The organism is Pseudoalteromonas sp. AWH4_217 (genome assembly GCF_056161105.1).
Map to the genome: position 1 here is coordinate 239,056 of NZ_JBSWYM010000007.1, position 25,414 is coordinate 264,469.

Below are 25,414 nucleotides of genomic sequence, written 5' to 3' on the forward strand. Positions count from 1 at the left end.
ATTGGTATTAAAAAAACCCAAACAACTGTTTGGGTTTTTTTATGTCTGACGCTAAATGTGAGTTACTTGATTTCAACTCGGGCTGAGCGCATTACCACTTCATCATTCAACTCGATGCCAATGCCTGGTGCTTCAGAGACCTTGAACACGCCTTTCTCTGGCTGCGGATCCTGAAGACACAGTTCCCGGTTCCACTTTTTAATCGCATAAGTATGATGCTCATGGATCAGGAAATTAGGAATGGCTGTTTCAAGGTGCAAAGAAGCCGCTGTCGCAACCGGGCCACCACAGACATGTGCCTGAATACGGATATCGAAAATGTCGGCGTAATCACAGACTTTTTTCGTCTCAGTAAAACCACCACACAGACCAATATCCGGCTGCAGAACATCAATACTTTGATCTTCAAAATAAGGACGCACATCCCAGCGGTTATACAAACGCTCACCACCGGCAATCGGCACCGCTGTTTTGTTAGCGACTTTGGCGTGCAAAGAATGGTTAAGATAATTGACCGGCTCTTCGTAATACATGCAGTCAAATTCTTCGGCAATCTCAGCAATCTGAATCGCGGAAGTGGCACCTGGCAAACTGTGACATTCAAAAATAATGTCTACCTCGTCACCAACCGCTTCACGGATCGCCTGCATACGTGCCCGGTATAACTTCATCTCGGCGCGCGAGATCAGCTTAGTGCGGTCGTAGTAAGTATTTCCGTCTTTGTCGTACATGATAGGGTCAACTTTCACCGCATCATAGCCTTCAGCCAGTGCTTTGTGGGCTGCCTCAGCATATTCATGTGGCTGCACCAGTGCCTTAAATTCATTGTCCCAGTCAAACTGAAGCTGTGATGCATAAGTGCGCAGCTCGTCGTTCACCTTACCGCCAAGCAGTTGATAAACAGGCAGGTTTAAAGCTTTACCTTTAATGTCCCACAGCGCTGTATCAATGGCGCTCATTGCAGCATACACCACAGGTCCGCCACCGAGTCCCCAGAAACTCTCTCGTAACATGCGGGCCCACAGCATTTCAGTCTGGAACGGGTCGTGGCCGATTAAAAAGGCTTCCGCCATTTCTTTGATCATGGCAGCTGCTGCGCTGTGGCCCAGATCATAGGCAAGGCCCGCTTCGCCCACTCCGGAAATTCCCTCATCGGTATGAATACGAACAAATACCGGGGTCCAGGCTGGTCTGTCCGGACAGTGAATATCAAACACTTCGACGCGATTAACTTTCATTTTGACTCCTATTCGGCAAAGCCAGGATCCAGGCGGTATGCCTTTCTCAACATAGCAGGCCAGGCTAACTGGCCACCGGTGCTACCACTGTGCACCACCTTTGCCTGATTATAAATATTGTCCTGAATGGGTTGCGGAACTTCAATGGCTTGTCGACCTGTTGCCTGAATCGCGACCTGGATCTCACAGGCGCGCTGCAGATCATAAAAGCGCATAAAAGCATCACCGACTGTGGGTCCGACTGTCAGGCCACCGTGATTCACCAATAGCATATGGTTGGTTGTGCCAAGGTCGTTTTGCAATCGGGCTTTTTCAGCATCATTCACCGCCAGGCCTTCATATTCGTGATAAGACAATGAAGGCAAAGAGAACATACTGTGCTGGCTTAGGGGTAATAACCCACCTTTCAGGCTCGCAACCGCAATGGTCTCTTTGGTGTGCAGATGGATCACACAGTGCGCATCTTCACGCACTTCATGAATGGCACTGTGAATGGTAAAACCGGCTGGGTTAATTTCAAACGGCGTATCGTCCAGAATATTGCCTTGCAGGTCCACCTTTACCAAGTTGGAGGCCGTGACTTCATCAAAACTCAGCCCAAAGGCATTAACCAAATAATGATCGGTACCAGGGAGACGTGCAGACATATGTGTATAGATCAGATCGCCCCAGCGAAAGTGCTCTACCAAACGATAACACGCTGCCAGATCAACACGTAGTCGCCACTCTTGCTCACTGACTTTGTCTTTTACGTTGAGTTTCGGCAATTCAAACATGGCCCTTCCTTTTGTTATAAAGCCCAATTTATTTTGGATGTATAGAAGTCTAAAACACTCATCTCCGGGATGCAATAACTCAAGCCGGGAGAAAGCAGAATAGTCGATGTGGATCAAAAAACCACCGACAAGCGGTGGTTTTTTTATTAACTGTCAATGTTACTGAACTTTTGACAGGTAATCGGCAATGGCTTCCAGCTCTGCGTCAGAGACATTTGCTGTCATGGCCTTCATCGCCGCAGACATACCATTGCTACGCGCACCTGATTTAATGTCTTTCATCTGTGCCAACAAGTATTCTTTATTTTGTCCTGCCAATTTAGGGTACACAGGCATGATAGGTGCTTTACCTTCTGCGCCATGACAGGTCTGGCACATTTTTGCAGTATAAAGCGCTTTACCATCAGCTGCACTGGCAGTACCAGCTGATAGGGCAGCAACGGCCAACGTGCTGGCCAACATCAGTTGTTTCATCTTGCTCATATCTTTTCTCTTCTTATATAACGGATCAATTCAAGTGTAGTCTATGCCGCACTGTTATCCATACTCTCATGACGGTGAGCTTACAGGTACGGCTGCTGTGCCTACCAGATCAGATCATCCGGGACTTCGAAGTCCGCATACGGATCATCTTCGTCTTTATCTTTCTGATCATCTTCAACATGAAAGACAATGTACTTTTCATCTACTTCAGCAATCTTACGTGCCGGCTCGTCCTGTAAGACATAAAACTGCCCTTCCAGTACGCATATCGCCAGTCTGCCTTTCGCTAATGCCTGCTGAGTTTGCGCATTCACATCCAGCTCTTTAATTTTACTTTCATAAGTAAAGTTAAAGGTCACATTGCCACGGATCTCATCCTGATTGTGGTGCTCCAGGATTTGTTTCACTCTGGCAACCTGCTCACGCTCTTTGAGTTCTGCCTGTTTTGCCTTGTTCAGCTCTTCCGCTTTTTGCTGCTGAGCCTGCTTAGTTTGTTCAATGTGCTTTTGCAGATCGCTGACGTCGCTGGTCGCGCCTTTTTTCTTCTTTTTCTTTTGCGCTTTGCGTTTTTCGCTCTTCGCAACTTTGGCTTGGTGCTCGGTGGTCAGGCCCGCTTTCAAAAGTTGATCTTGTAGAGATCCCATAATGCCACTCCATAAAACTAGACTGACGCTATTTTAACGCAGTGGACGAATTTGACCACTGCTGGTGAGCATTCCGGAAGAAAAATTTTACACCTCAAAAATCTAGCAGAGTCGGCACTAAAAAATATGATTTAACGCAAGTTTTCTGTGATTTACTTCGCAATTCTGTGATTCGGCAGGCATAATTTGAGCGCGATTTGATCATTATGGATAGATTATGTCTCTGCCGCACTTGCTGCTGTGCTCTGTTGCCATTTTTTGTGTGCTGTACGCCCCTCAACCCTTGTTGTCTTTGTTTGCAGAGTCTTATCAGGTCGCGCCGGCAAAAGCAGGTATGCTTATGTCGCTGACTATGCTGCCACTGGCTATTGCGCCTATTTGCTACGGATTATTATTTACGAAACGTAATCCATTGCGGATCATCAAAGGGAGCATGCTGATGCTGGCACTATGTTGCATAGGTTTTGCGTTCAGTGGGGATTTTCAATGGATGATGGCAATACGCTTTATGCAGGGTCTGTTACTTCCGGCCGCCCTCACCGCAATGACCGGTTATCTGGGCCGAACTTACCAGCATAACCAACTGAAACGGTCAATGAGCTGGTATATTGGCAGCACTATTGCCGGAGGTTACCTTGGCCGCACATTAGCTGCCAACTTTGCGGTGTGGTTCGACTGGCAGAGCTTTTACCTGCTCAATGCCGTTGTCCTGATAATACTGGCTTTGTGGATAAAGCCCCAACGAGCTCAGGTCGTCAACAGTCCGGCTAATCACCCTTTAGCATATCTCAAACCACTCAAACAGGCTGATTTGTTAGGTCTCTATGGGGCGGTGTTTTGTATGTTTTTTTGTTTTGCCGCGCTACTCAACTATTTGCCCTTTATCCTCAGCAACGACTACAAAATAAGCGATCCTCGCCTGATCGGCTGGGTCTACACAGGTTACCTGGTTGGTGCTTGCCTGTCTTTGTCTACGCCGTTGCTGAGTAGGCTGCAAGCCAGTATGTGGCTGATCCTTAGTGGCTTATTTGCCGTGTATTGCCTGACGATTGTGGGTATGTTGTGGCATAACTTCTGGCTGTTTCTGGTGCTCTTTACCTTGTTTTGTGCCTGTATGTTTATGATCCATGCCAGTGCCGCTCCCCTTGCTAACCAGCTTAGCCGTGCCGAATCCACTGTGACCAATGGCGCCTATGTTTCATTTTATTACTGCGGCGGAGCACTGGGTTCCTACCTGCCGGGTCTCATCTATCAGCGCTGGGGACTGCCTTATTTTTTGCTGTCTCTACTGATAATGTGTATCGCCGGGTTAGTGTTGATATGGCGTAATCACCATTATGCGCGGTCCAGCAGAGCCAGCCTTCCTCTATAGCTGCTCTGTGGTTCAGGTTTGTCGTTCAGGTAAGGCCAGCCACTGCGGCTGATGGCCTGTGTGCTGCCACACTAGCTCAAGATCTGCCAAAGACAACACCCAGGTTTTATCATTTTCGAAAGGATGGCATTGCCATAAAGCAGCCTGACGTAGATTCTCATCCAGCCACAGCTGGACATGCTGCTGGGGGTCATTGGCCGTCGCCAGCGCGGATACACACCCTGGCTTTATGCCCAGATAGTGTTGTAGTCGACTGTCAGAGGCAAACCCCAGGCGAGATAAGCCTTGCTGTTTGGATAATGCCTTCAAATCAATTTGCTTACTCGCAGTAGTGATCAATAGAATGTGTTGCCGACCGTAATTATCTCGCAAAAACAGGTTTTTCAGACGCGTGCCTTCACGCGCCAGATCGAGCCGGTCAGCATCCTGACAAGTCGCCAATGGAGGATGCTGGTATGCCTGATAGGATATGTTTAGTCTGTCCATGAGTGCTGCCAGCGCATCGACAGTCAATACGCTCACTGACACACCCCACGCAGCTGGACACTCCGATTACGCCAGAACACCCGTTCTATCTTGTAGCCAGCTCCACAGTAACTGGCATCCTCCAGTGCCTGCCTGAGTCTGACAACCGCTTCGTCTTCCAGTTTGAGCTTAAGCTCCGGGGAGTCCTCTACCCTTTGCTGCTGCGCAAAGCGTTTCAACTCGCGTCGGGAAACCGGTTTGCTGGTATCCAAATTCATTTGTGGGGTGGCTTTCACCGTGACGACAAAAGCAAACTCATCTTGTCCTTTGGCGTTCACACGTTGATGTAATTGCTGGCTTTCAACTTCCAGAAGTGGTGCCTCTGGCTTACTACTACAAGCACTGAGCAGTAGGGCGGCGCCGAACAGTAGACTCACACGTATCATAAATTTCTCTGTGTTTTTTGCCCAGTGTAACAAAGCAAAGCGGCATCTTGGCAAGTTTTTTGAGTCGAAGGCTTGACGCTGGGTAGAAAAATGATTTAAATTCTCACCGTCAAATCGACACCGGAAGTGGGGCTATAGCTCAGCTGGGAGAGCGCCTGCCTTGCACGCAGGAGGTCAGCAGTTCGATCCTGCTTAGCTCCACCACTTTCCGCCTTTCCTTGGTCATTAATCCCAAACTCAAAAACCACATATACAGGCAGTCTGTTAGGCTATTTTCAGGGCACATCCTTGTACCCAGTAACATACTAATCTCTTATCTGACCTTCACCATTGACCAGATATTTTTCTGTTGTCAGCGATTCCAGTCCCATCGGACCATAAGCATGCAGCTTGGTCGTTGCAATGCCAATCTCAGCGCCTAAGCCCAGCTGACCACCATCACTGAAGCGTGACGAGGCATTCACCATAACAACCGACGCATCAACGCTGCGCTGGAACAGTTCTGCCGTTTGCGGATCCTGAGTACAGATCACTTCAGTGTGGTGGCTACCAAAGCGATCAATGTGCGCAATGGCGCCGCTGAAATCAGCCACTTGTTTGACTGCAATCTCCAGACTAAGATACTCTTCACCAAACTCATCGTCTGCCAATACGGTGGCACCGTCGAAGTAACCGGCACTTGCCTGATCAGCATTGATCTTAACGCCACGCTGCCGCAGGGCTTGTGCGGCCTGCGGCAAAAACTGCCCGGCAATATCCTGGTGCACTATCAAACCTTCGAGTGCATTACAGACCCCAGTGCGCTGAGTTTTACCGTTGAGCAGCAGTTGCAGTGCCTTGTCGAGATCGGCTGCTTTATCGACATACAAGTGGCACACCCCTTTAAAGTGCTGGATCACCGGCACGGTACTGTTTTGTGTGACAAACTGGATCAGGCCTTCACCACCACGTGGAATGATCAGATCTATGTAATCTTTTTGCTGCATCAGTTCCATCATCAGGCTGCGATCCGGGTCGGGGATCACGCTGATCAGCGCCGTCGGCAAGCTGTGAGTTTCCAGCACACCGTGCAGGACTTTGGCGATGGCCAGTGAGCTTTGCAGGGCTTCTTTACCGCCGCGCAGGATAACACCATTGCCCGACTTAAAGCACAAAGCGCCGGCATCAGCCGTGACGTTTGGACGAGCTTCATAAATCATGCACACCACTCCCAGAGGAACGCGCATTTTTCTGATCTCGATGCCGTTGGGCCGAGTGCCCAGCTCCCGAACGGTGCCAACCGGATCGGGTAATTCGATAATGGTTTCTATACCCTGCGCCATATCCTCGATGCGCTCAGGCGTGAGTGTTAAACGGTCAATCATGGCAGCAGGCAACTGGTTTTCTCGCGCAGCTTCGAGGTCCTGTTGATTAGCATGAATGATTTCATCCATGCTGGCTCTGAGTGCGCCAGCCATACCGCGCAATACCGCATCTTTTTGTGTGGTCGATAGCAGCGCCAGGGTTTTTGCCGCCTGCGCAGCACTATGTGCAATTTCTGTAATTAAACTCATGAATTTCTTTCCTCAAATACTGCAATATCATTTTGTGAGATGACCGGGCCTATACTGTCCTGAACTTTCTCGGTCACTATATCTTTGTCTTGCTGGGCAATGAAGTTGAGTAAGCAGCTACTGTAATTGCTGTTTGCCTTGGCCAGCTTCTGGCCATCTTCGTTTCTCACCAGCACGGTTTCACCCGCCGAGAAGTCACCATTGACTGCTACTATGTCATCACAACTCAGTTCATCAAACTCGTTTGCCTCGACGATCAGCTCCCCCTGCTCCGACGCGGTGTGCGTCATCCAGTGCACAGCTTCCTGCATCGGCGTATCATAAGGCAGGAAACGTGTACCAGGATTCGCTCCATTGAGCAGCTCAGAGAAGGTATCTTCGTTAAAGCCATTCACTATGTACGTCACAATACCATGGGATGTAGCCTTTTCCGCCGCCTGTAACTTGGTCCTCATACCACCAGTACCTACACTGCTGGTAGGGCCGCTGGTCATGGCATAAATCTCTGGCGTCAGCTCACCTACCGTGTCCAGCAATCTGGCATCTGGGTTTTTATTGGGATCTTTATCGTACAGGCCGTTCACGTCAGAGCAGATGATCAGGCAATCGGCGTCCGCCGCCGCTGCCACCATGGCTGACAGATTGTCATTATCACCGACCTTAAGATCGTCTGTCGTTACCGCATCGTTCTCGTTGATAATAGGCAGGATCCCTTGCTCCAGTAAAGTGAACAATGTTTCACGAATACTGTTGTAGCGATCACGGTCACGTAAATCGCCGTGAGTCAGCAATAACTGGGCCGACGGAAAGTCAAAAAAGCGCTCCCAGGTCGAGATCATTTCTGTCTGCCCTGCTGCCGCCATGGCTTTTTTCACCGCCACCGAACTCTTGTCTTTGTTTTTGAACAGGTGTGACCCGGCAGCCACAGCACCGGACGACACCAACAGCACCTCTTTGCCTTTGGCGCGACACTGCACAATAAACTGGGCAATGTTAAGCAGGTAACGAGAGCGGCAACCGTCCTGCTCTGGTGCGATTAACGCACTGCCGATTTTGATCACTATGCGTTGAGATGTTTCGATTGACATGTTTTTTCCGTTTTACCTTATATCCTCATGCGCGCAGTATCCTGGTTGATACTACAACGCTTCTTTGTCAGCATACGCGACCACATAAAAGATAAGATAACAACGGCTTCGAAATACCCACTCACACGGATACAGCATACATTTCGAAACGGCAAACAGACAGACCCCTGACGAGCACGCACTGAATGATTCAGTACTAACAAGCAACTGTGGCTGCGAAAACTAAGAAAGATTGATTGTGACCTGAGAGACCAGCTCTTCGGGTCGGACCGTTTTTTGCAGGCTCACCATGGTTTGGTGCGGCAAAAAAGGTCTGATCGCAATGAATAATTGCGCACATGAGTAGATTGATGATGGGCGCAAAGCCCGCTCGAATAAACGCTTTATACCTTAGCGCGGATCTACCTTACATTTCAACCCTGTCACGTGATTTTGATTTATAACCATCATAAACAAAATTAATAGTCTATATTTTTCATAATATTACAAGGGTGTAATTATTTGACTGACTATTTAGCTATACCGTCAGACATGCTCGGCTCAGCACACTTAAAGCAATGTAAACACTTTATTTGTGGTTTGTCTGTGCTATAACCAAGCAAACACTATAATTATATTTACCCCAACTTGCGGGAGCAGCTATGTCAGCTATTTATATTGCCGGGATTGCGTTATTTTCTGTTTTAGCCCAATGGCTTGCCTGGGTCTGTCGGGTTCCGGCTATTTTATTTTTACTTCTCACCGGCTTGTTGCTGGGTCCAGTCTCAGGACAATTACAACCAGACCAGCTGCTTGGTGATTTACTCTTTCCTGTTGTTTCTTTGTCTGTTGCCATTATCTTATTTGAAGGTGCACTCACACTGCATTTTCATGAATTAAAAGGCATCGGCAAGGTGGTGCGAAACCTGTGCTCCATCGGCATGCTAACGACCTTTGCTATCCTCACTGCCAGTGCTATCTGGCTGTTGGAACTTGACTGGCGGGTGGCTGCGGTACTGGGCGCAGTTCTGGTGGTCACAGGCCCGACCGTGATAGCCCCTATGCTCAACGCCATGCGACCGGAAAAAGACATTGATCGGATCCTCCGCTGGGAAGGTATTGTCATCGACCCCATCGGCGCGTTGTTTGCTGTTCTGGTGTTTGAAGCAGTCAACCAGGTGGGAGAGGCCGCCGTGTTCAGCCATACCATGTTAGCGCTGTTTTCAACTCTGGGCGTGGGCACCTCTGTGGGGATCGTCGCAGGCTGGCTGACCACCACTATCATTCGCCGAGAGTGGTTACCGTACGAGCTGCACAAGTTTGGTATTCTTGCGCTGGTACTGTTCAGCTTTACCCTGGCAAATCACCTGAGCCACGAATCCGGGCTGCTGGCTGTCACCATTTTTGGTATCTGGCTGGCTAATCAGGATGACCTGGAAATTGATTCGGTGCTGGAATTCAAAGAAGACTTGTCGATGATATTGATCTCCAGTTTGTTCATCCTTCTGGCCGCCAGGTTACAACTGGAAGATTTGATGCTACTCGACAGTGAGGTGTTCATCTTTCTGGCCATCGTGTTGTTTGTAGCGCGTCCTTTGAGTATTGCAGTATCGACATTTGGCAGTGATCTGCCACTGCGCTCTCGGTTGCTGCTGGCCTGGATAGCCCCGCGGGGGATCGTTGCGGCAGCGGTGGGCTCTGTTTTTGCACTGAGTATGATGCAGTCGGGCTATCCCGATGCCAACAAAATGGTGCCTTTGATCTTCACTGTGATCATCATCACAGTGATACTGCAAAGCCTGACGGCTACGCCTTTGGCGCGTCTGCTCAAGGTCCGCCAGCCAGCGCCTAATACCCTGTTGCTGATTGGTGCCAACCATGTATCCCGGGCAATCGCCAAGGGCTTAAAGGAGCAAAGTGTCGACGTCTACCTGTCTGATCCGGCTTGGGAAAACTGCAAAATGGCACGCATGGACGGCCTGCCCTGTTATTATGGAAACCCCCAATCGGAGCATGCCGAACGCTACCTGCCACTTACCAGCTTAAAATCAGTCATGGCACTGTCGCCCAATCGCCACCATAACGCACTTGGTGTACAGTATTTTTCTCACCTGCTGGGGGAGCAAAATGTGTTTTCTCTTAAGTCCTCTACGAATCACGCCAAAGCAAACAAGGACAGTGCAACCTTCCTGTCGCGTCAGTTACTGTTTGGAGACGAGGGGAATTATGCCAAATTAAGCAGTATGATGGCCAAAGGGGGAAAGGTGAGCGCGACCCGCTTATCGGAAGAGTTTACCTGGGCGCAATATCAGGATGTGAATAAAGAAGCGATACCGCTGTTTATCATTGGAGAAGCAGGCAAAAATGACGACGGTCTGCCAGTGCGGCCCTTTACAACGGATATGAAAAACGCCCCCGGCAGTGGAGAGCGGGTACTAGCACTGCAACCTCCCAAGTTGTCGGTTCTGAAAGACCCGGCGCAAAAAGAGGCCCCGATCGGAGAAAAACTGGGAGATTAGTATTACTTACATCGGTAGCCGGGCACGTTTAACCACACTGTCCGGCATTTTCTGCGCCAGTAACGCCAGGGCTGTTTCGATACGCTTGTGCAGCTTTTTGTCTGCGACAGCTGCATGGAACAGCCAGCGATAAGCATCTTCGTAATCTCTTGGGCTGCCATACCCTTTGTTAAACAAATCGACCAGTCGTAGCTGAGCCTTCAAATTGCCCAATACTGACGCTTCACGCAAATAGGTGATCGCCATGCGTTTGTCCATCTGTACCAGTTTGCCCAGATCATAATAGCGACCAAGCTGTTCCAGCGCCGGCGCCAACCCTTGCTCTGCAGCCCTACGCATATAATACAGTCCAAGTTCAACATTACGATCCACACAAACGGCATAAGCCAGCATATCGCCATACAGAAACTGGTACGACGGAAGCGCCATTATTTCGGCGCGTGCTTCGATATCCTGAACCAACTGGCACTCATCGTCTTTCACACGTTTCAGGTGTGCGTTGCGACTGATCAGCTCCAGCAGCTCCGCCTGGCTATAAAGGGGAACGGCTTCAATCGGCTCATCGCCTTTAGAATGAGGGCTGATAAATAAGCAAGCGCTTACAATCAGCGCAGATATCATACTTAGATGCTTGTTCATATTCGATACGTACCAATGACACACTGACATTAAGTATACAATAAATGTGCCACTGAGAAGGATTGTATTGGAGAAACTAGGCTGAGCCGAAGCAAGTGAAGACAAGCATAATGCATTTTACAGACATAAAAAAAGCTGCCGTAGCAGCTTTTTTTACACTTAATTATTCGCCGAATGGGTTGCGAACAATCATAGTCTCAACGCGGTCAGGACCCGTTGAGATGATGTCGATTGGTACACCAGTCAACTCTTCAAGACGCTTGATGTAGTTGATAGCCGCTTCTGGTAGCGCCTCAACGGTGGTCGCACCAAAGGTGTTCTCAGACCAGCCTGGCATTTCTTCATAAACAGGCGTCACTTTCTCATAACCTTCCGCAGCCAGTGGCGTCACGTTAGTGACTGTACCATCTTCCAGCTGGTAGCCAGTACAGATCTTGATGGTTTCAAGGCCATCCAGTACATCCAGCTTAGTCAGACAGAAACCTGAGATACTGTTAATCTGGATAGCACGACGCATAGCAACTGCGTCAAACCAACCTGTACGACGCAGACGACCCGTAGTTGCACCGAACTCGTGACCTTTCTCACCTAAGTGCTTACCAACTGGATCTTGCTTGTCCAGACCGTCATATAGCTCCGTTGGGAATGGACCTGAACCAACACGCGTGGTGTAGGCTTTCACAATACCCAGTACATAATCCAAGTGCAGAGGGCCAAAACCAGCACCCGTTGCTACACCACCTGCAGTGGTATTCGAAGAGGTAACATATGGGTAAGTACCGTGGTCGATATCAAGCAAAGTACCCTGAGCGCCTTCAAATAAGATGTTATCGCCATTCAGACGCGTTTGATCCAACAGCTCAGTAACGTCAACAACCATAGACTTCAGGATTTGTGCAATTTCCATCGCTTCATCATAGGTCTTCTGGAAATCAACCGGGTCTACTTTGTAGTAATTAACCAAGGTGAAGTTATGGTACTCAAGCACCTCTTTCAGCTTAGCTGCAAACTGCTCTGGGTTGAACAGGTCGCCCACTCGCAGGCCACGACGCGCTACTTTGTCTTCGTAAGCTGGGCCGATACCACGACCGGTTGTACCGATTGCTTTATTACCACGAGCCAGTTCACGTGCCTGGTCCAAAGCAACATGGTAAGGCAGGATCAACGGACATGCTTCACTGATAAGCAAGCGCTCACGAACTGGTACGCCACGCTCTTCCAGCATACGCACTTCTTTCATTAGTGCGTCTGGTGCCAAAACCACACCGTTACCGATAATGCATTTTACGTTATCACGTAGAATGCCCGACGGGATCAGGTGCAGAACGGTTTTTTCACCGTTGATCACCAGCGTGTGGCCCGCGTTATGTCCGCCCTGATAGCGAACAACCAAAGAAGCTTTATCTGTCAGCAGGTCTACAACCTTGCCTTTACCTTCGTCACCCCACTGGGTGCCCAATACAACGACGTTTTTACCCATTGCAAAATCACTTAGAAAAAATTAGGCGCAGATTTTATCAGAAAAGCCCGGTCAAAACACCCCATTACGGCTATTTTTTCCGCACTTGCTGGGATCCCAATGAAATTAAGAGAGTTTCTTTAACTCGTCTGATCAGGTGATATTGCCCGCTGGCGTGTTCGAACCTGGTTAGAAAAGAAAAAAACCCCGCTGCTGCGGGGTTTTTCAGTTCGGACTTTAGTCGCGTTGTTACAGTAAAAAGAACGCTAACTTATTCACCTTTTTTGTTCTTCATATAATCGAAGAATTCGCTGTCTGGCGACAAGACCATGACATCACCTTTGCTGGTGAAGGTATTTTTGTATGCTTCCAGTGAGCGAACAAAGCCAAAGAATTCAGGATCTTTGTTATAGGCATCAGCATAAATTTTTGCCGCTAGCGCGTCACCCTGACCACGTACAGCACGAGCATTACGCTCTGCGTCTGCCAACATAACAGTTACCCGGCGGTCCACTTCAGCGCGAATAATCTCCGCCTTTTCCTGACCTTCAGAGCGGTGCTCTTTTGCCACCGCGGTACGCTCAGCACGCATCCGCTGGAAAATAGAGTTACTGACTTCATTCGGCAGGTTAATTTGCTTAACCCGCACATCCAGTACTTCAATACCCAGCTCCTGAGCGCTTTCAGAGGCCTGTACCAGTGCTTCTTCCATCAGTTCACTACGTTCACCTGAAACGATCTCTTTGATGGTACGGGAACCAAAGTTTGTTCTCAGACCATTGTTCACTTTCTGTTTAAGCAGGGTCTCAGCGTACTGCTTGTCACCTCTGGCACGCAGATAGTACGCAGAGAAATCGTTAACACGCCACTTGACGAATGAATCAACGATCAAGTCTTTCTTCTCGCTGGTAACAAAACGGTCTGGTGCACCATCCAGCGTCTGAATACGCGCATCAATACGGCGTACCTGACTGAAGAAAGGCACTTTCAGGTGCAGGCCTGGTTCATAGACCACGGCATTGTCCTGACTGTCTTTTTGTACTTTACTGAATAGTAAAACAATGGCGCGCTGCCCTTCTGTCACAACAAACACCGACGAAAAAGTCAGAAATGCAACAATGAGCAATCCTACAATAGTCATGTTTTTCATGTCAGTTACCTCCCACCATTGTTAAAACGGTCACGCGAAAAACGGTCATCACTGCTATTTACCGTACTATTGCGTGACTGGCCCAGTGATTGACGTAGCTGATTGATGTCGTTCTGGCTTGGCAGGGTAACCTGCGTGCCCGGCTTGCCTTGCTGCATAATCTTATCCAGTGGCAGATACATCATGTTATTGCCGCCTTTTACGTCAACCAGGACTTTAGAGCTGTTACCCAGCACTTGTTCCATGGTTTCGATGTACAAACGCTCACGGGTAACCTGCTTGGCAGCTTGGTATTCTGGCAGCAGCTTTTCAAAGCGCTCAACCTCACCCTGCGCTTCCAGTGTGATGCGCTCTCGATATGCTTCAGCTTCTTGCGTCATACGCGTTACCTGACCACGAGCACGCGGCTCAATTTCTCTCGCGTATGCTTCTGCTTCACGAATGAAACGCTCTTCATCCTCTTGTGCTGCGATGGCGTCATCGAATGCATCTTTTACTTCTGCAGGCGGACGTGAATCTTTAAAGTTCACATCGGTGACAATAATACCCAGGTTATATGGCTCGATAATCTTGGTCAGTTCATCCCAGGTACGCTGACGTACCAATTCACGGCCCGTTGTTAAGACCTGGTCCATGCGAGAGTGACCCACAACATAACGCAATGCACTATCAAGCGCCTGCTGTAAGCTGTGATCGGCATCGGTTACGCTGAAGCGATACAAAGTCGGGTCAACCACACGATACTGCACTTCGAACTCAACACTCACCACGTTTTCGTCTTCAGTCAGCATGAAGCCGGATGCCGACAATGAGCGAACCGCTTCAATATCAATGGGGATAACACGTTCAACAAAGGTCATTTTCCAGCGCAGACCCGGCTCTGCGATACGGTTAAACTCACCGAATTGCAGCACGATGCCCCGTTCTGCTTCTTTTACTGTGTAGATACCACTCAGTGCCCAAACAACAAAAGCAATCAGCAGCACAAATACCGTACCGGCACCGCCTATTCCGCCGCCTTTGCCTGGCTTACCGCCAAACATGCCGCCAAACTTGTTGTTGAATTTGCGGAATACCTCGTCTAAGTCAGGTGGCCCCTGATCACGACCACCGCGGTTTTTCCACGGATCGTTATCATTGCCATTATTACCCGGTTCGTTCCAGGCCATAGCTATACTCCATTGTTATAAAATGAATTAATCTAAATCTAACAAAAAACACAGAGATCTAATAGAGAAATGCGTGCGATATATGGCTTTTTCAATCCCCAACCACAAATTGCTCTATTTCCTGCCCCTGCTCTTTTTTAAGTCTTTCCCAGTCTGCCTGTGGCAATCTGACGTCCAGCAGCCAGTTTCCGGTCTCGTCATAAGACTCACCATTGACTGCATTGAGGTTAAACAAAGCCCCACGTAACTTGCCAAAAGCAGGTGGCACAATGAGCTTATGGGCAAAAATTTTCTTTGCTAATAGCTCTGAAATCGCCTGCTCAAGCAATTCACTGCCTTCACCAGTATGTGCAGATAACCACACACGCACAGGTACGCCTTGATCGTCTCTGTCTATTTTAGGGTTGATCTCCTCAACCAGATCAATTTTGTTGTAAACCAGTAACTGAGGGATCTCATCCGCTTCAATTTCTTTGAGGACCGATTGTACCTCTTCTATGTTCTCTTTTCTTCTCTGATCAGCCACATCCACAACATGAAGCTGCAAATCTGCTTCGCGGGTTTCAGTCAGTGTAGCTTTAAACGCAGCCACCAAATCATGAGGTAAATGGCGAATAAAACCAACGGTATCGGCAAAAATGACCGGCCCGACATCGGCAATTTCAAGCTTACGCAATGTCGGGTCTAAGGTCGCGAACAGCTGATCCGCAGCATATACATCGGCATGCGTGACATGATTAAACAGGGTTGATTTGCCCGCATTGGTATAGCCGACCAGAGACACCGTGGGGATCTCGTTCCGGCTGCGCGCCCGGCGCCCCTGCTCACGCACCGTCGCAACTTTCTCCAGTCGCTTACGGATGCTTTTGATGCGCTCTCTGAGCAAGCGGCGGTCGGTTTCAAGCTGCGTTTCACCCGGCCCGCGCAAACCTATCCCGCCTTTTTGTCTTTCAAGGTGGGTCCAGCCACGGATCAAGCGAGTTGAAATATGTCGCAACTGCGCCAACTCAACCTGCAACTTACCCTCGTGGGTTCGTGCACGCTGAGCAAAAATATCTAAAATTAAGGTCGTTCTATCTAATACCCGACAACGGCAGACACGCTCTAAGTTGCGCTCTTGAGAGGGACTGAGTTGATGATTAAAGATGATGACATCTGCATTGTGAGTTCTGACAATCTCAGCGATTTCTTCTGCTTTCCCCGTTCCGACAAACAATTTCGGATGAGGCGCCTGACGGCTGCCTTGCACAACCGTCAAACAACTAACACCAGCAGAAGACACTAGCATTTCCAGTTCGCGAAGATCTTCTCGATCTCCTTCATTCGGAAACTCTATATGTACTAAGACTGCCTGTTCGCCGGCTTCATAACGGTCAAACAAGCATTACGCTCCTACTATCGACTAAAAACGATTAAAAGTTACCATCTTCGCCATGTTCTGCACTGTCATTGCCTTGTGTGTTCTGGAAATTTACAGCACGAGCAGGCACCACGGTCGAAATGGCATGTTTGTAAACCATCTGGTTTACTGTGTTTTCCAGCAAGATGACGAACTGATCAAAGGACTGGATCTTGCCTTGTAATTTGATACCGTTAACTAAAAAGATGGAAACGGGAATGCGCTCACGACGTAAGACATTCAAAAATGGGTCTTGTAACGATTGGCCTTTTGCCATGTTCTTATCCTTCGTTCTAGGTGTTATTATGTTGAGATAGTTGAAGTAATCTGAATAAAAAAATTTCCCCAACCTCTATTAGCTTAGCGAACTTAATACACGTTGCAAGTTTTCTTGCCCGTCCGTTTCAAGCCAGGTGACATCTGGCCAACTTCGTAACCAGGTTAATTGGCGCTTCGCTAACTGCCTGGTCGCTGCAATCCCTTTGAAGAGCATTTCTTCATAATCGCACTCGCCAGCCAAATGCTCCCACATCTGCCGATATCCCACACAACGAATGGAAGGCAAATCCGGATGCAAATCATTTCGCTGATATAAGGCCAAAACTTCGTTTTTAAAGCCCTGATCCAGCATTATTTTAAATCTTTTTTCTATCCTTTCGTGCAGTATCTTACGATCCTTGGGGGCAATTGCAAACTGATGAAACTGATAAGGCAAAGGCGCTTGTTTGGCTTTTTGCAATTCAGTCATGGTTTTACCCGTTAAACGGTGCACTTCCAACGCTCTGTTGATACGCTGTGAATCATTCTCGCTGATTTTCGCCGCAGCCTGCGGATCTATCTTCATCAGTTGTGCATGCAAAGCCGGCCAGCCTAGCGCTTTTGCTTCTTTCTCTAGCGCCTCACGCACTTGTGGACTGGCTTCAGGCAAAGGCGATAAGCCTTCAATCAGGCCTTTAAAATACATCATAGTGCCACCAACCAGCACAGGCACTTTGCCCTGTTCATGCAACCGGTCAATGCAGGCAATGGCATCACGGCGAAAATCTGCAACAGAGTAACTTTCAGCCGGATCCAACATATCAATCAGGTGGTGCGGTGCCATAGCCTGCTCAGCAGCATCAGGTTTGGCGGTACCTATGTCCATGCCTTTGTATACCAGTGCAGAATCCACACTGATAATCTCACTATTTAAATGCTGACAGAGCTCAATAGCCAACGCGGTTTTACCGGCGGCGGTTGGCCCCATCAAGGTAATAACGGGTTTTGCTTGCACACTGTTTCTCTACTGCTGTTGGTGCTGCAACACATCAGGGTTACAGCCAGGACAAGAGCTTATAACTCTTGTTGGGACAAGCTTATTAGCTTGCTTTGGTCTATTGTAACCGCTTTTGCTTCGATTTGAGCACAGCTTCTGGCATTTTTTAATATTTTTTCAATGGCTGCCGCAAAGTGCTGAGAGTCAAAGTAACTTGCCGGCGTCGTCGTTTGCAGCCAGCTTAACCAGTCTTCCAATGTCTGCGCCTCTGCCGAACAGGCGTCGAACACGCTATCCAGACACTGGGGCACATCCAGACTGTACAGACTTAAAGGCAACTTTTTCACCATCACATAGCGTTCGTGTGCCTGGATAGCAAACCCCAATAAAGTCAGCCAGGACTCCTGCTGCGTAATACGCGCAATCTCCTGCGCACTCAAATTAACGCGCACAGGCAATAGTAGTGCTTTGCCCTGCAAAGTACCGTCTTGCTCAAGCTGTGCCTGCCAGGTTTCTTTCAGGCCATCTCGACAATGGCCCAACCTGAGGTCACCAGCCTTAGTGAAAAGGACTGCGCCGCTATTTAGAGGCAAAAACTGGGTGACCACCGTCTCCTGATGGACTGTAGCTTCTTCAACTCCGGGTATTACCTGCACGGCTTCTGCCGGGGTAAACATCCCCTGATACAGCTCGTTGACATTAACCTGAGGCGGCTTAGCGGAGACTGAACTGGTGTTGCTTTTCGCACCACTTCGGGGGTTTTGACTCGTCCCCCGCGCACCGGATGAGGGTTCGTGGCCTGACGAAAAAGTCTTAGCCCGAACCTCGCCATATTCATTTTGTAGTGGCGTTCGATAAGCCTGATGCTGACGCGTCTGCTGTAAGGTCAATTGCTCAGCCGCAACAGGCTCACTCTGACTTATAGTGTCAGTTCCCATGTCCGCAGCCACTTGTGTATCCGGTTGGTGCAATGGCAGCTCTGGTCGTTCACTTAGTACAACTTGTTTTACAGCCTGAACGATAAAGTCATGGATAAGACGTGCCTGATGAAACCGCACTTCATGCTTGGCAGGATGCACATTCACATCAACCTGAGTTGGGTCGAGTTCCAGGTAAATCACAAACCCCGGCGTATCAACGCTTCCTACTGTTTCTTCAAACGCTTGTCGGATAGCATGCAGGATCAATTTATCTCGCATCATCCGCCCGTTTACATAAGTGTATTGGGTCTGATTACTGCTTCCCACTGGTAACACCCAGCCATACAATTTCAGGCCATCGTGACCAGATTCCACAAAGCTGGCCTGCTGTGAAAACACTTTACCTGCTACCTGAGCAACCCGCTCTACACTGTATGGATCCGGTCGGGCACGAAATTGCCTGATCACTTTTTGGTTATGCGTCAGCGTCAGGGCCAGATCAAAGCGACTTAATGCAATGCGCTTAATCAGTTCATCGATATGACTAAACTCGGTTTTTTCAGTACGTAAGAACTTTCGTCTGGCTGGGGTATTGAAGAATAGATCTTTGACTTCAATGGTGGTGCCATTAGGGTGAGCGGTGGGCTGGATCTGCACCGTCATATCACGCCCCTCGGCAAACGCCTGCCAGGCCGTTTCCTGATCAGCAGGCTTAGAGCTTAACGTCAGTCTGGATACAGAACTGATCGAAGCCAGCGCTTCACCGCGAAAGCCCAGCGACGAAATACATTCCAGGTCGTCCAAAGTTTTAAGCTTGCTGGTTGCATGACGAGACAGCGCCAGTGTCAGCTCATCTTTGACGATACCGGCACCATTGTCCCTTATCCGGATGAGCTTATGACCACCACGCTCTATGTCTATTTGTATGCGTGTCGCGCCCGCATCAATGCTATTTTCGACCAACTCCTTGACGACAGATGCCGGGCGTTCAACCACTTCCCCCGCAGCTATCTGGTTCGCTAATCTGGCTGGTAAAATTTCAATGGCCACGGTCTACGCCTTAGGAATGGTCAGCACCTGACCAATATACAAAGTATTTTTTGTCAGTCGGTTGGCCTTTTTCAGTGCAGACACCGTAGTGCCATAACGAGCGGCCAGCACACTTAAAGATTCTCCCTGCTGTACTTTATGACGCAGAGGTTTGTTGTTTTTCAGGCTCGCAAACAAAGTGTTATCTGGCGGGTTTTGCTGATAATACCGCTTGATCGACTTAAAAATGGCATTCGCCAGGCGCTGCTGATGGTAGCTGGTTTTTAGCTGTTTTTCTTCCTGTGGATTAGAGATAAAACCCGTTTCAACCAAAATGGAAGGAATATCCGGTGACTTTAGTACCCCAAAGTTTGCCGCTTGAGGACGCTTTTTATGTAGCTTGGTGACTTTTTTCAGCTCGGTTACCACTTCTTCCGCCACCTTAAAACCGGTTTTCATTGAGTGGTCCATGGACATATCCAGCAATGCCTTAGCCAGATATTTTTCGTTCGCAGTATCCTTTATCACATCCGCCGCACCACCCAGTAACTGAGAGTGCTTTTCTTTATCTTCCAGCCATTTACCGACTTCGGAATTAGCTCGACGTAATGACAAGATCCAAACCGAAGCACCACGGGGTTCCGGGCGCGAAAAGGCGTCTGCATGGATAGACACAAAGAAATCAGCCTGACGCTCTCTGGCTCTCGCTGTACGGGTATTGAGCTTGATATAGTAATCACCTGTGCGGGTCAGGCGTGCCTGCATGCCAGGCTCTTTATCAATTAAACGCGCAAGCCGTTTAGCAATTGGCAGTGTGATGTTCTTTTCGTACGTCCCCGAAGGCCCGATTGAGCCGGGGTCTTCCCCACCGTGACCTGCATCGATGGCAATAATGATGTCTCTGTCTTTGACCAGTTCACGCTTTTTGCTTTGTTTAGATTTACTGGCATAAAGGCTTTTTTGCTGCCCATATAAGTCCACCACCAAACGGTCTTTGTATGGCCCGGTCGGCGCAAGCGCGAAAATCACCGGCTTGGCAGTGCGGCTCAGCTCCATGACCACCCGGGTGCTGTTGCGGCTCTTGGCCTGACTGTAACGGAGCTTTTCTACGATTTTATGCTCTTTGGGCAAGGTAGGTAGTTGCTTGAGCTTACTGGTGTTTTCCAGATCGATCACCAGCCGCAGCGGGTTTTTCAGCATAAAGTAGCTGTACTCGGGCTTTTCAGACAGATCAAATACCACGCGTGTGCTTTCGGGCGAAGGCCACACACGCACACCGTTGATTTTATTTTTTGCCTGTGCAGCGCTGGCGAGCAGTAACACGCTCAGCGCAAACAGGGTAAAACTAATTTTTGTTATCGCACTACGCATATCGACCTATAGCTTGAGCAAGCTGTCTTCCTCGTTCTGTGTGCGGCCTTAATACAGCACGGCGTCCTTCACCGTGATAGGCCAGGTCAATGTCCATATCTGCCGTTGGGATCACACCTGCCCCCTTCTCTGGCCATTCAACAATACAGACGGCATGCGGCGCAAAATAATCCCGGATCCCCATAAACTCCAGCTCTTCCGGGTCGCCCAGACGATACAAATCAAAGTGATAAATACACACGTCCCCCAACTCATAGGGTTCAACTAAGGTATAAGTCGGGCTTTTCACATTCCCCTGATGACCCAGCCCTTGCACAATACCGCGTGTCAGAGTCGTTTTACCGGCGCCCAAATCACCATGCAAATAGAATACCGCCCCGGAATCAATCAACTTGGCAAGTTGGTTTCCCAAAGCAATGGTTGCGGCTTCATCAGCCAGCTCAATTTCTAATGTCGCATCGACACTCATCCGATAATACCTCTAATATGGACAAATAAATCACTTGCCAGCAACCCATGCGCGCCGTCATGTGCCGCTTTTTCAGCCGCAAGACCATGAATATACACCGCCAACATAGCCGCATCAAATTTACTCATGCCCTGCGCCAACAAAGCGGCAATTATACCAGATAATACATCGCCCATCCCAGCACTGGCCATGGCAGTACATCCTGAGCGGTTGATATTTATCCGCTGCGTCTGCTGAACCAATGTACCCGGTCCCTTTAACACCACACAGGCCTGAAAATACTGTGCCAGCGCATCGCACATTTCGAACCTGGAGCTGCTCTCTGGTAAGGTCGCGATGGCAGCGCTGAGGCGCTTTGCCTCTCCCCAATGTGGGGTCAAAATAGCATTCTGCCACTGCCTGGGTTGTCTCGCCAGCAAATTCAGCCCATCGGCGTCAACAACCATAGGGTGAGCACAGTGAATCACCTTGTCAAACAGTGATCTTGCCCAAGCTGATTGCCCTAAACCGGGGCCTATGACCAAGGTATCGGCCTTGTCCAGCAAGGGGAGCAGTTCATCGGGGCCAGTCACACCATGCACCATCAGTTCATAGCGCCCCTGCAGAACCACGGCCTGATTATCTGGGTGAGTTGCTACGCTGACCAAACCAGCACCAGCGCGTAAACAGGCTTCAGCAGCCAGGCGTATCGCGCCCGCCATGCCGGGGCCTCCGCCAATTAACAGCACATGGCCACAGCGGTTTTTATAGGTATCAGCTGGGCGCACCGGACGCTTTGCCAGCAAAGCCTCTGCTGACAAGTAGTGACTTGAGGGAGATACCAGTTGTGCAAATTCGCCCCCAACGCCCAGCTCTGCCAGATAGACAGTCCCGCTATGGTGTCTGGCTGAACCGGTAAGCAGACCTTGCTTGAGCGCAATAAACGTGATGGTCACGTCTGCAACAAAGGCATCCCGGGCAACTTCACTGGTCGAGCCATTCACACCACTGGGAATATCAACCGCAAGCCGATGTGACGTGCACTGAACAAGCTGTCTAAAAACCGCTGCGACATGCTCTGGCAACTGGCCACGAAAGCCGCTACCAAACACGGCATCCACGATTAAAGCGGGTGCTGACTCCTGCCAGTTAACACAATCCCGTGACACCTTGCCACCGCCGCCCCAATATTGATGATAAGCCGCGCGTGCATCACCCTGAAGTTGCTCCGGGTCGAACAACGCAAGTACTTCAACAACAATACCAGCCCGATGACACAGATGTGCCAGCACGTAGCCATCTCCCCCATTGTTTCCCTTACCAGCAAGGATCAGTACAGGACCGCTCGGTGACAGACTACGGACATACTCAAACAATGCGCCTGCGGCACGTTGCATTAATGCACTTAACGTGGTTCCTGCCAGGCGCGCCGCTTCGCCTTCATTGACTTGTACCGCTTGGGCCGTATAGGCAACTTGTGGTAAATTAGTCAGGTATTTTGCTTGTGATATAGACATGCCGTGACAACCACTACTCATTCTTCTGTTGATATTAACTATACTGAACTTGCGCAAAAAATTAAGCTCTGGGGCAAAGAACTTGGCTTTGCTGAAGTTGGTATCACCGACATAGACCTCAGCGAACACGAAACGCAATTACAGCGCTGGCTTGATAATGGCTATCATGGTGAAATGGACTACATGGCTGCCCATGGTATGAAACGTGCCCGCCCCGCTGAACTGGTGCCCGGTACTCAAAGGGTGATCTCAGTCAAAATGAACTACCTGCCACCTGATGCCAGTTTCGCCCGTGCGCTTAAAAATAAGCAAACGGCCTATATCAGCCGTTACGCTCTGGGCCGAGACTATCACAAGGTTATCCGTAATCGGTTAAAAAAACTCGGGCAACGCATAGCACAGGAAGTCGGACAGTTTGGTTTTCGCCCGTTCGTTGATTCGGCGCCGGTGTTGGAACGCCAGCTTGCCGAAAAGGCCGGACTGGGCTGGCGAGGCAAAAACAGCTTACTGATCCACAAGCAAGCCGGCTCCTGGTTTTTTCTTGGCGAGTTGTTTGTTGACCTGCCCTTGCCCATAGATGATCAGCCACAAGAAAAGGGCTGTGGCAAATGTAACGCCTGTATCACGCTTTGCCCCACCGGCGCAATTGTGGAGCCCTATGTGGTGGATGCCCGCAAGTGTATTTCTTATCTGACCATTGAATTACAAGGCCCGATCCCCGAGCAGTATCGCTCATTACTGGGCAATCGAATCTATGGTTGCGACGACTGCCAACTGGTTTGCCCATGGAATCGCTATGGCCAGCTCACTGACGAACAAGACTTCCACCCCCGCCAGCAGCTCAAAGATCAAGAGCTGGTTACCCTATTCAACTGGGATGAACCCACGTTTTTGAAAAATACAGAAGGCAGCCCTATTCGCCGTATTGGTCATGAACGCTGGCTGCGTAATTTGGCCGTTGGACTGGGTAATGCCGACCCCGACCCCGGCATTATCAGGGCACTTGAGGCACGTCTTGAGTCGGCCTCCGAGCTGGTCCGGGAACATATTGTCTGGGCACTGGAGCAGCAACGTACCAAACAAGCTCAGCAACAACGTAAAAGCGCCAGATTGATCCGTATAATCGAGAAAGGCCTGCCGCGAGATGCTTGATAAAACCATTATATTTCAATAAATTAAATCACTTTAACATCGAGCTGTAAACTACACCGCTATGGTGAGCAAAATACGCCTCACCTAGGGTCATCTGGACTATTAGGCTAGTGTTGTTACAGCGGCACTGCAAAACTCACTCTTCTTTGTTACTGTGATTGCTTTCCCGTCGAACTGAGCAAGGACAAATCACTTTCGATTTCAGTGAAGGCTTCACGCACCTGCATAATGGCTTCTTCTCGGGCGATGGATCCCTGAATCGCTTCATCAATATGCTGGTATATAAAGACTTCCTGATCTTCATCCAGCCCCATGGTCGGGATCCGTTGCTCGAATACTTCCTGGAGATTTCTAAAAATAGATTCATTCTGACTGCGATTATTATTAAGCAAAGCCAGTAACCCGGTGAACTTACTGTGGATCATGGTAATGGCTTCATTCAGCTCTGCCTGCTGACAGAGCAGTTGTTTCCGCGTCAGGATGGCCAACAATTGCTGCTCTGTAACGCTGGCGATAAAGCAGATATGATCTCTGAGCCGACCATGCTTGTCGGCATCTTCCGATGGCATATTCAGAATCAGGACACTAACGAGGTTGTAATTCACCAGAATTCGGCTGGTAAATTCATGCAACCGCCCCTTGGAGCGTAATATTTCAAACAGTTCCAACACAATAGGTGAACACAGCCCTGCGGTTGCGAAATGATGGCGCTGCTCATCTACCCGAAATTCGATATTGCAGCTTAACCCTAAGTTATTCAGACACTGGATCAGGGCTTTTGCTAACGCCTGAATGTCATCAATCACACCGATCTGCTCAATATAACTGACGATAAAGCCCATTTCACTGCTGGTTGCCATGGCGTTAAATGCTGTGGAGGTGGCATCCTCTACCTGCTGCTCGAGAATATCTCGCTCCAGTAACATTTGCCCCAGGTTGAGTAGCTTAGCCTTGAGCTCATTGTGGCCAAAAGGTTTCACAATATAGTCTTCGGCACCAACCGCATAACCTTCCATACGCTCTTCAACCGAGCCACGCGCCGACACAAACATCACTATAATGTCCTGTGTCTGCAAATTAGCCTTCAGCTTTTTACAAACCTCATAGCCATTCATTTGTGGCATGCTCACGTCCAGCAAAACAACCTGAGGCGCAAAGTCTTCAATCACGTCCAGACACTGCTGACCACTGGTTACAGTAAGCAGTTCAAAATCAAGGTCTTCAAGTATTTCCTCAATGATTTCGAGGTTGAAAGGTTCATCATCCACCGCCAGGATTCGTTGCAATGCCATAACACAGTTCCTTTTCCGTTGCCAAAGCGTTGTCATCTGCCAGCCTGCTGT

Annotated in this window: 23 protein-coding genes and 1 tRNA gene; 4 read left to right on the plus strand and 20 right to left on the minus strand. The window is 49.2% G+C overall.

The window, feature by feature from the left end:
• Window positions 1-62 precede the first annotated feature (62 nt).
• The 4 genes from ACXAH1_RS10820 to ACXAH1_RS10835 all read right to left on the minus strand — a co-directional run bounded on the left by ACXAH1_RS10820 (window position 63) and on the right by ACXAH1_RS10835 (window position 3,141).
• Window positions 63-1,238, minus strand: a complete 1,176-nt coding sequence (locus ACXAH1_RS10820; RefSeq protein ID WP_138544716.1) for a mandelate racemase/muconate lactonizing enzyme family protein — start codon at window positions 1,236-1,238, stop codon at window positions 63-65.
• An 8-nt stretch (window positions 1,239-1,246) separates the two neighbouring features.
• The gene (locus ACXAH1_RS10825) at window positions 1,247-2,014 is read right to left on the minus strand and encodes a class II aldolase/adducin family protein (RefSeq protein WP_475196636.1); all 768 of its coding nucleotides are present in this window, start codon (window positions 2,012-2,014) and stop codon (window positions 1,247-1,249) included.
• A gap of 159 nt (window positions 2,015-2,173) precedes the next feature.
• Window positions 2,174-2,497: a c-type cytochrome gene (locus ACXAH1_RS10830; RefSeq protein WP_253047860.1), complete on the minus strand. Its 324-nt coding sequence runs from the start codon at window positions 2,495-2,497 to the stop codon at window positions 2,174-2,176.
• Between the two features lie 101 nt (window positions 2,498-2,598).
• A complete protein-coding gene (locus ACXAH1_RS10835) occupies window positions 2,599-3,141 on the minus strand; it encodes a DUF2058 domain-containing protein (protein ID WP_475196638.1) in 543 nt (180 codons plus the stop codon).
• Window positions 3,142-3,358: 217 nt separating this feature from the next.
• Here ACXAH1_RS10835 and ACXAH1_RS10840 point away from each other — a divergent pair, with 217 nt between their 5' ends.
• Window positions 3,359-4,513 (plus strand): MFS transporter, encoded by a 1,155-nt coding sequence (locus tag ACXAH1_RS10840; protein WP_475196639.1) that lies wholly within the window; start codon window positions 3,359-3,361, stop codon window positions 4,511-4,513.
• A gap of 12 nt (window positions 4,514-4,525) precedes the next feature.
• Here the strand turns inward: ACXAH1_RS10840 and ACXAH1_RS10845 are convergent, their stop codons facing one another.
• Window positions 4,526-4,999, minus strand: a complete 474-nt coding sequence (locus ACXAH1_RS10845; RefSeq protein ID WP_253048006.1) for a prolyl-tRNA synthetase associated domain-containing protein — start codon at window positions 4,997-4,999, stop codon at window positions 4,526-4,528.
• 32 nt (window positions 5,000-5,031) lie between these two features.
• Complete coding sequence (locus ACXAH1_RS10850; protein WP_253047864.1) at window positions 5,032-5,424, minus strand: hypothetical protein; 393 nt, start codon at window positions 5,422-5,424, stop codon at window positions 5,032-5,034.
• A gap of 128 nt (window positions 5,425-5,552) precedes the next feature.
• Between ACXAH1_RS10850 and ACXAH1_RS10855 the strand changes: the two genes are divergently transcribed.
• Window positions 5,553-5,628 (plus strand) — tRNA-Ala (locus ACXAH1_RS10855).
• 101 nt (window positions 5,629-5,729) lie between these two features.
• Here the strand turns inward: ACXAH1_RS10855 and ACXAH1_RS10860 are convergent.
• Both ACXAH1_RS10860 and proB read right to left on the minus strand, forming a co-directional pair.
• Window positions 5,730-6,977 (minus strand): glutamate-5-semialdehyde dehydrogenase, encoded by a 1,248-nt coding sequence (locus tag ACXAH1_RS10860; protein ID WP_475196640.1) that lies wholly within the window; start codon window positions 6,975-6,977, stop codon window positions 5,730-5,732.
• Window positions 6,974-8,065, minus strand: coding sequence for a glutamate 5-kinase (gene proB / locus ACXAH1_RS10865; protein ID WP_475196642.1), 1,092 nt, complete (start codon window positions 8,063-8,065; stop codon window positions 6,974-6,976). The genes ACXAH1_RS10860 and proB overlap by 4 nt, the downstream gene beginning before the upstream one ends.
• 641 nt (window positions 8,066-8,706) lie before the next feature.
• On the opposite strand from proB, the gene ACXAH1_RS10870 reads away from it, so the two are divergent.
• Window positions 8,707-10,563, plus strand: coding sequence for a cation:proton antiporter (locus ACXAH1_RS10870; protein WP_475196644.1), 1,857 nt, complete (start codon window positions 8,707-8,709; stop codon window positions 10,561-10,563).
• Window positions 10,564-10,569: 6 nt separating this feature from the next.
• On the opposite strand, the gene ACXAH1_RS10875 is transcribed toward ACXAH1_RS10870, so the two are convergent.
• The 11 genes from ACXAH1_RS10875 to ACXAH1_RS10925 form a co-directional block, all read right to left on the minus strand.
• Complete coding sequence (locus ACXAH1_RS10875) at window positions 10,570-11,184, minus strand: tetratricopeptide repeat protein (protein ID WP_475196751.1); 615 nt, start codon at window positions 11,182-11,184, stop codon at window positions 10,570-10,572.
• Between the two features lie 181 nt (window positions 11,185-11,365).
• Window positions 11,366-12,682 (minus strand): adenylosuccinate synthase, encoded by a 1,317-nt coding sequence (locus ACXAH1_RS10880; protein WP_054015976.1) that lies wholly within the window; start codon window positions 12,680-12,682, stop codon window positions 11,366-11,368.
• Between the two features lie 250 nt (window positions 12,683-12,932).
• Window positions 12,933-13,811, minus strand: a complete 879-nt coding sequence (hflC, locus tag ACXAH1_RS10885; protein ID WP_475196646.1) for a protease modulator HflC — start codon at window positions 13,809-13,811, stop codon at window positions 12,933-12,935.
• A gap of 5 nt (window positions 13,812-13,816) precedes the next feature.
• On the minus strand, window positions 13,817-14,980 hold the full coding sequence (hflK, locus tag ACXAH1_RS10890) for an FtsH protease activity modulator HflK (protein ID WP_475196647.1): 1,164 nt from the start codon (window positions 14,978-14,980) through the stop codon (window positions 13,817-13,819).
• Window positions 14,981-15,071: 91 nt separating this feature from the next.
• A complete protein-coding gene (gene hflX / locus ACXAH1_RS10895) occupies window positions 15,072-16,361 on the minus strand; it encodes a ribosome rescue GTPase HflX (protein ID WP_253047878.1) in 1,290 nt (429 codons plus the stop codon).
• A gap of 31 nt (window positions 16,362-16,392) precedes the next feature.
• A complete protein-coding gene (gene hfq / locus ACXAH1_RS10900; protein ID WP_054015980.1) occupies window positions 16,393-16,656 on the minus strand; it encodes an RNA chaperone Hfq in 264 nt (87 codons plus the stop codon).
• A gap of 78 nt (window positions 16,657-16,734) precedes the next feature.
• Window positions 16,735-17,652, minus strand: coding sequence for a tRNA (adenosine(37)-N6)-dimethylallyltransferase MiaA (gene miaA / locus ACXAH1_RS10905; protein WP_475196648.1), 918 nt, complete (start codon window positions 17,650-17,652; stop codon window positions 16,735-16,737).
• A 59-nt stretch (window positions 17,653-17,711) separates the two neighbouring features.
• Complete coding sequence (gene mutL / locus ACXAH1_RS10910; protein WP_475196649.1) at window positions 17,712-19,604, minus strand: DNA mismatch repair endonuclease MutL; 1,893 nt, start codon at window positions 19,602-19,604, stop codon at window positions 17,712-17,714.
• Between the two features lie 3 nt (window positions 19,605-19,607).
• Window positions 19,608-20,954 carry an N-acetylmuramoyl-L-alanine amidase gene (locus tag ACXAH1_RS10915; protein ID WP_475196651.1) on the minus strand — a complete coding sequence of 449 codons (1,347 nt, stop codon included), beginning with the start codon at window positions 20,952-20,954 and terminating at the stop codon, window positions 19,608-19,610.
• The gene (gene tsaE, locus ACXAH1_RS10920) at window positions 20,947-21,423 is read right to left on the minus strand and encodes a tRNA (adenosine(37)-N6)-threonylcarbamoyltransferase complex ATPase subunit type 1 TsaE (protein ID WP_475196653.1); all 477 of its coding nucleotides are present in this window, start codon (window positions 21,421-21,423) and stop codon (window positions 20,947-20,949) included. The genes ACXAH1_RS10915 and tsaE overlap by 8 nt, the downstream gene beginning before the upstream one ends.
• Window positions 21,420-22,919: an NAD(P)H-hydrate dehydratase gene (locus ACXAH1_RS10925; protein ID WP_475196655.1), complete on the minus strand. Its 1,500-nt coding sequence runs from the start codon at window positions 22,917-22,919 to the stop codon at window positions 21,420-21,422. Before ACXAH1_RS10925 ends, tsaE begins: the two co-directional genes overlap by 4 nt.
• A 3-nt stretch (window positions 22,920-22,922) precedes the next feature.
• On the opposite strand from ACXAH1_RS10925, the gene queG reads away from it, so the two are divergent.
• On the plus strand, window positions 22,923-24,071 hold the full coding sequence (gene queG / locus ACXAH1_RS10930) for a tRNA epoxyqueuosine(34) reductase QueG (RefSeq protein ID WP_475196657.1): 1,149 nt from the start codon (window positions 22,923-22,925) through the stop codon (window positions 24,069-24,071).
• A 149-nt stretch (window positions 24,072-24,220) separates the two neighbouring features.
• Here queG and ACXAH1_RS10935 read toward each other — a convergent pair whose 3' ends face one another.
• Window positions 24,221-25,363 carry a response regulator gene (locus ACXAH1_RS10935; RefSeq protein ID WP_475196659.1) on the minus strand — a complete coding sequence of 381 codons (1,143 nt, stop codon included), beginning with the start codon at window positions 25,361-25,363 and terminating at the stop codon, window positions 24,221-24,223.
• Between the last annotated feature and the right edge of the window lie 51 nt (window positions 25,364-25,414).